2 protein-coding genes are annotated in these 2411 nt (G+C 62.5%); both read left to right on the forward strand.

Going from position 1 to position 2411, the window contains the following annotated elements; all coding sequences use genetic code 11:
- Positions 1–1004: UDP-N-acetylmuramate--L-alanine ligase (gene murC, locus EN964_RS31885; RefSeq protein ID WP_127277228.1), on the forward strand; the 1004-nt coding region annotated here is incomplete at its 5' end.
- Entirely contained in the window at positions 1001–1966 is a 966-nt protein-coding gene (murB, locus tag EN964_RS31890) for a UDP-N-acetylmuramate dehydrogenase (protein WP_027034937.1), read from the forward strand. The genes murC and murB, both read left to right, overlap by 4 nt.
- Positions 1967–2411: the final 445 nt, after the last annotated feature.

Raw genomic sequence — 2411 nt, forward strand, 5'->3', positions numbered from 1 at the left:
ATCCGACCGTCATCAATGGCGGCATCATCAATGCCTATGGCACCAACGCGCGCATGGGCGACGGCGAATGGATGGTGGTCGAGGCCGACGAAAGCGACGGCACTTTCCTGAAACTGCCGGCCGAGATCGCGGTCGTCACCAACATCGATCCCGAGCATCTCGATCACTATGGCAGCTTCGACAAGGTGCGCGAGGCGTTCCGCCAGTTCGTCGAGAACGTGCCGTTCTATGGTTTTGGCGTGATGTGCACCGATCACCCCGAGGTGCAGGCACTGGTCAGCCGCATCGAGGACCGCCGGGTCATCACCTATGGCGAGAATGCGCAGGCCGACGTGCGCTTTACCAATCACCGCATGGCAGGCGCCATTTCGGAATTCGACGTGGTGATCCGCGACCGCAAGACAGGCGGCCAGACTGTCATAGCAGGCCTGCGCCTGCCGATGCCCGGCCGCCACAACGTCTCCAACGCGACGGCAGCGATCGCGGTCGCGCATGAGCTCGGCCTGTCGGCCGAGGCGATCAAGAAGGGCCTGTCGTCCTTCGCCGGCGTCAAGCGCCGCTTCACCCATACCGGTTCGTGGGACGGCGTCGAAATATTCGACGATTACGGCCACCATCCGGTCGAGATCTCGGCGGTGCTGAAGGCGGCGCGCAGCGCCACCCAAGGTCGCGTCATCGCCATTGCCCAGCCGCATCGCTTCACCCGGCTGCATGATCTGTTCAACGAGTTTTCCACCTGCTTCAACGACGCCGACACAGTGATGGTGGCGCCGGTCTACGCGGCCGGCGAAGAGCCGATCGACGGCGTCAGCTCGGACGCGCTGGTGTCGCGCATCCGCGCCGGCGGCCATCGCGACGCACGCTACATCGAGGGTCCGGCGGCGATCGCGCCCGTCATCCGTGATCTGGCAAAGCCGGGTGACTTCGTCGTCTTCCTGGGCGCCGGCAACATCACCCAATGGGCCTATGCATTGCCCAAGGAGCTTGGCGGGACCGTCTCATGATGCACGGCCAGGCCCTGATCGACAGACTGGGCGACCGGCTTGCCGGCCTGCGCGGCCGCCTGACGCCGAACGCCGAGATGGACAAGATCACCTGGTTCCGTGCAGGGGGTCTGGCTGAGGTGCTGTTCCAGCCGGCCGACGAGGAAGATCTTGCAGCATTCCTCAAAGCCGTTCCTGAAGAGATACCACTGACCGTCGTCGGCGTCGGCTCGAACCTTCTGGTCCGCGACGGCGGCATCGAGGGCTTTGTCATCCGCCTTTCGGCCAAGGGCTTCGGCGAGGCCGAGGTGATTTCGCCGATCAGGATCAAGGCGGGAGCCGCGACCCCCGATAAGCGCGTCGCAGCGGTGGCGCTCGAGGCCGGCATTGGCGGCTTTCATTTCTACCACGGCATTCCGGGTGCAATCGGCGGTGCGCTGCGGATGAACGCAGGCGCCAACGGCGTCGAGACGCGCGAGCGGGTCGTCGAAGTGCGAGCGCTCGACCGCAAGGGCAATGTGCAGACGCTGAGCAATGCCGATATGGGTTACGCCTATCGCCATTCGGCGGCGCCTGCCGGGCTGATCTTCACCTCGGCCGTGTTCGAGGGCTTTGCCGAGGACAGAGCGGCGATCAAGGCGGCGATGGAGGCCGTGCAGAACCATCGCGAGACCGTGCAGCCGATCCGCGAGAAGACCGGCGGCTCGACCTTCAAGAATCCGGAAGGCACGTCGGCCTGGAAGGAGATCGACAGAGCGGGCTGCCGCGGCCTGATGATCGGCGGGGCGCAGATGTCGCCGATGCATTGCAACTTCATGATCAACACGGGAACTGCGACCGGCTACGACCTAGAATATCTCGGCGAGACGGTGCGTACGCGGGTGCTGGAGAATTCCGGTATCCGGCTGCAATGGGAAATCAAGCGCATCGGCAATTTCCGGCCGGGACATGCAGTTCAGGAGTTTCTCGGGCAGCTCCTTTAAGGTGCGTTGATATTCAGGTGATGCCGGCCTGCAAACGACGGCTTCCTGCGCTTCCGGTGCTCACGTACTTTGAGTACGCTCCGCTCCGGTTCTCGAAAGCCATCGTTTTCGACTCGGCCTGACCTGAATCCCAACACACCTTCGCGCGAGTTGAAGTTCATGTGATGCATGAACTTCAACGAGGCCGAAACGGTCCGCGACCGTTGCCGCAAAGACTCAACGACACGCTTTTCGCATCCATTTTCTCAGAAAGTGAATCTCTCGGAATCGTAAGCACTTGCCAGTGAATCAACTCTCTGATTCTCTGCTCGAAAGCGTTTCCTGATTTGAGTCGTTCGACGCGTTTTCAGCGGTTTCCGTCTGGGGGGGGCAACCTGCCGGGAGACTCTGACTCAATGTTGCGGAAAATCTGGTTTTGGTCCGCCGTGAGAGAGGGGATGCCGGG

The organism is Mesorhizobium sp. M7A.F.Ca.CA.001.10.2.1, from assembly GCF_003998575.1.
Lineage (GTDB): Bacteria > Pseudomonadota > Alphaproteobacteria > Rhizobiales > Rhizobiaceae > Mesorhizobium.